The sequence below is a fragment of the Streptomyces sp. NPDC007162 genome, from assembly GCF_040634175.1.
Lineage (GTDB): Bacteria > Actinomycetota > Actinomycetes > Streptomycetales > Streptomycetaceae > Streptomyces.
In genome coordinates this window covers 1-4,084 of record NZ_JBEYFC010000674.1, presented here as the reverse complement: position 1 = coordinate 4,084, position 4,084 = coordinate 1, and the positions used below count along the sequence as shown (strand labels likewise).

3 protein-coding genes are annotated in these 4,084 nt (G+C 72.7%); 1 reads left to right on the top strand and 2 read right to left on the bottom strand.

Annotated elements, in window-relative coordinates; translation table 11 throughout:
* Positions 1-35 precede the first annotated feature (35 nt).
* Both ABZ646_RS41825 and ABZ646_RS41820 read right to left on the bottom strand, forming a co-directional pair.
* On the bottom strand, positions 36-1,364 hold the full coding sequence (locus ABZ646_RS41825; RefSeq protein ID WP_360531593.1) for an extracellular solute-binding protein: 1,329 nt from the start codon (positions 1,362-1,364) through the stop codon (positions 36-38).
* Between the two features lie 276 nt (positions 1,365-1,640).
* On the bottom strand, positions 1,641-2,774 hold the full coding sequence (locus ABZ646_RS41820) for an ROK family transcriptional regulator (protein ID WP_360531590.1): 1,134 nt from the start codon (positions 2,772-2,774) through the stop codon (positions 1,641-1,643).
* Between the two features lie 327 nt (positions 2,775-3,101).
* On the opposite strand from ABZ646_RS41820, the gene ABZ646_RS41815 reads away from it, so the two are divergent.
* On the top strand, positions 3,102-4,084 hold a 983-nt coding region (locus ABZ646_RS41815; protein ID WP_360531587.1), incomplete at its 3' end, for a BadF/BadG/BcrA/BcrD ATPase family protein.

The following is a 4,084-nucleotide window of genomic DNA, read 5'->3' as shown; positions in this document are numbered from 1 at the left end:
GCGGTGTCTCGACTCCGCCGCCCGGGCCCGTCGGCCTACGATCCGCTGCCGACCTGCTGGTTGTAGCCGGCCACGATGTTCTCCAGGGCCTTGTCGGGCGACTGCTGGCCGTTGATCGCCTTGCCGAGCTCCGTCTTGGTCGGGTCGGTCGTCAGGCTCTTGCCCTTCAGCACCCAGTCCGTCTGCGCGCCGTTGAAGTAGCCGGAGATCGGGGCGTAGAGCGGGATCTCCTCGTTGTACAGCTTGAACGCCGCCTGCGCCGCCGGGGCGGTGAAGGGGTACTTCGGCGTCAGGCCGCTCTCGACCGGGAGGAACCCGGAGCTCTCGACGAGCTCGGTGTACTGCTTCGGGTCGTACACCCAGGTCATGAACTTCTTCGCGGCGGTGGCGGCGGCGCCGTTGTTGTTGAAGCCCACCATCAGGCCGCCGCTGTTGACGTCACTGGCCTGCACCGGCTGGGCAGGGGTCGGGACGCTCGCCCAGTCGAACTTCTTGATGCTGTCCGCGAAGGCGGCGACCTGCCAGACGCCGGACCAGTAGGCGACGACGTCACCGCTCTGGAACATGGCCGACGGGTCGGCACCGCTGGTCCACACCGACTTCGGCATGGTCTTGTCGTCGTTCCAGCCGACGAAGGTGTTCACGGCCTTCTTGGTCGCGTCGTCCACGGAGAACTTGCCGGAGGAGTCCGCGTGGACGTACTTGCCGCCCATCTCGTACACCATGGCGCGCAGTCGCGACGGCGACTGGTCGAAGGTCAGGGAGTACTTGGCACCGGTCTTCTCGCGGACCTTGTTCGCCGCCGCGATGAAGTCGGTCCAGGTCCAGGTCTTGGAGGGCGAGGTCGGGAAGGGCACCTTGGCCTTCTCGAACAGCGACTTGTTGATGAAGAGGCCGGACGCGGTGACGTCCGAGGGGATGGCCAGCACCTTGCCGGAGGAGTCCTTGGCGAGGAAGTTGGCGTTGATGTTGTAGCTCTTGTTGCCGGCGATGGAGCTCAGGTCGATGAGCTTGCTCGACCAGATCGGGTCCAGCGCCGGGACGGCCGCGACGTCGGGCAGGGAGTTCGCCTGCGCGGCGTTGTGCAGCTTCGTGGTGTAGCCGTCGTAGGGGATGTTGACGAGCTTGACGCTGACGCCGGCTTCCTTCTTGTACTGCGCCGCCAGCTTCTTCCAGCCCGCGTCCTGACCGGGGACCGTGGAGATCCAGAAGGTCAGGGACTTGGAGTTGCCGCCCGAGCCGGACCCCGACCCGCAGGCGGAGAGCAGAAGGGCACCTGCCGCGGCCGCGGCAGCGAGGGGAACCACACGGCGTATGCCGCCGCGGCCGAGTCGGCGGGAGCGCCGCACACCCACACTGGTCATCTTCGATCCCTTTTCGTCGTTGGGGACGGAGCACGGCGCCGACGGAGGCGGCACGGGTGCATTTTGCAGGAGATTTCGCTTTCCGGGGGCACGGCCTCGCCCGGCCGCATCGTCCGCGCGGGGCGAGCTCCCCGGCCATCCTGGCCGTCACCGCACGGACACGCCCTCGTGCGGTTGCCGTACGTCGTGCACGGACTGGGAGGCTCACCCCAAGCCGGCGTCCCGGCCGACTTAGAAAGCGCTTGTCCGGACATTGGCAGACGAAGTCGGAGGCCGTCAATCCTTCACCTGCACGCCTTCGGTCACGGTTTGGACTCCCTTGGCCACGGCGAGCCGGGCAGCCCCTACGACAGTACCGAGATCGCCGATCTGGCTGCTGACGACCTCGGTGGGCCAGCTCAGCCGGCCCAGCTCGGCCCGCACGCCGGGCAGCAGCCTCGGATCCGCGCCGGTGCTGCCGCCCAGCACGAGGAGCCCGGGGTCCAGTACGGCGGTCACGGCGGCGGCCAGCCGGCCCACGTCCGCGGCGTGCCGGGCGACGAGGGAGCGGGCGGGCTCCCGGCCCTCGGCGGCCAGTGCGAAGAGCCGCTCGGCGGTGCGCGGGCGCGGGCCGTCGTCGGCCCGCCAGGCCTGTGCGGCCCGGCGCAGCAGGGCCTGTGAGCCCACATAGGCCTCCAGGGCCTCCTGGCGGGGCTCCCGGTCGTCGTCCCAGGGGTAGGGCAGCCGGGCGAGCTCGCCGGCGGCGCCGTTGGCGCCGCGCAGCACCTGGCCGCCGATCACGATGCCCAGACCGATACCGACCCCGATCCGCAGGTAGCCGAAGGTGCGCCGGCCCCGGGCCGCTCCCTCGTGCAGTTCGGCGAGGGCGGCGCAGTTCACGTTGTTCTCCAGGTGGACGGGGACGCCCGGCGGCAGCGCGACGGACACCGCGTCGAAGACGGGCCCGGCCTTGGCGGTGGCCGGGCGCATGCCGCCCCCGGACCGGTCGGGCTCGGTGACGTCACCGACGGCGACCACGATGGCCCGCAGCGGGGCGCCGGCCGGCAGCGCTTCCAGCGCCTCGCGGACGGCGTCGGCGGCCCGGGCCCGCGGTGTGTCGGCCTCGGCGAGCAGGGTGCCGTCCAGGGCGCAGCCGCGCACCCGGGTGCGGGCCGGGCCGAGGTCTACGGCGAGCACCGAGCCGGAGGCGGGGCCGAGGTTGTAGACGGCGGCGGAGCGGCCGGTGCCGCTGGAGGCGGTGCCGGAGTGGGTGGCCAGCCTGGCCCCCTCCAGTTCCGCGACGGCGGCGGAGACCGTCGGTTTGGACAGGCCCGCGAGGCTCGCCAGCTGCGGCCGGGTGGCGCTGCCGGCCTGGGCCAGTACGGCGAACACCGCCCCGGCGCTCTCGGTGAGACGGGGGGCCTCAGCCACGACGTGTTCCACAGTTCCCCCATGGGTCAGGGGCCGCGCTCCCGGGCGTGCACGGGATGCGGCGATGCGGTGCCCTCGTGCCGCGCGGTGGTGCCCCTCGACAACGTCCCGTCGATCGAGCGCGCGGCAACTCTTGACGCACTGTACTTCGTTAGTTAACTTCCTAACGAAGTACACGGTACTCGCCTGCCGTGCTCCGAAAGAAGTCCGTCCCGGGACTTCCCGATTCGCTCAACTCCCGTTCGTCCAGGCGCGGTTCGCCCACCGTCGCAGCCAGGGCCGCGGTAGGTGGCGGTTGCCCGTTGAACAGCGGCGCCGGTGCCTGCCATGGTCTTCGGCGCTCTGTACCCAGACGACGAAAGAGGATCCGTGCCGGACGCTCCTTCCTCCCCGCTCGTGGTCGGTGTCGACGTCGGCGGCACCAAGACCCATCTCCGTGCGCTCGCCGGCGCGGAGCAGGTCGCCGACCACGTCCGTCCGAGCAGCGGCTGGCGGCCGCACGATCCGGCCGCGGCCGCCCGGTGGCTGACCGAGCTGGTCCGTGACGCACTGCCCGTCCATGCCCGCCCCGCCGCACTGGCGGTCGGCGGGCATGCCTGTGAGACCCCCCGCCAGTGCGCCTGGATCGCCGCCGAGCTGCGGGACCTCCTCGGCGTACCGGTCCGGGTGGTGGGCGACGCCGAGCTCCTCGTACCCGCCGCCGGCCTGGACAAGGGCGTCGGCCTGGTCGCCGGCACCGGCTCGGTGGCGGTCGGCCGGAGCGCCGACGGCAGCCCCGTGCAGGTGGGCGGCTGGGGCGCGGTGCTCGGCGACGAGGGCGGCGCCGCCGGCCTGGTCCGGGAGGCCGCCCGCGCCGTCTGGGCCGCGCACGACCGCGGTGAGGCACCCGACGCGCTCGCGACCGGCCTGATCGCCGCCTTCGAGGTGGCCGAGGTGCCCGCGCTGGGGGCCGCCCTGGAGAGTGCCACCGACGTCTCGGCCCAGTGGGGCCGGCACGCCCCGGCGCTGTTCGCGGCGGCCGACGCGGGCTCCCTGATCGCCCGGGACGTGATAGCCGAGGGCGGCCGTGCGCTCGCCGCCCTGGTGGCCCGGCTGGCCGCCCGCGGCCTCGCCGTGGACGACGTCGTGGTGGCGGGCGGCACGATCCTCTCCCAGCCGCGCCTGTACGAGGCCTTCGCCGCCGCACTCGCCGAGGCCGTGCCCGGAGCCCGGCCGCAGCCGCTGCGCAGCGGCCGGGGACGCGGCCGTGGGTCGCGGCGTTGTTCGCCAGTTCGGCGACGATGTGCGCCGCCGGGTCCAGTGGGAGTTCC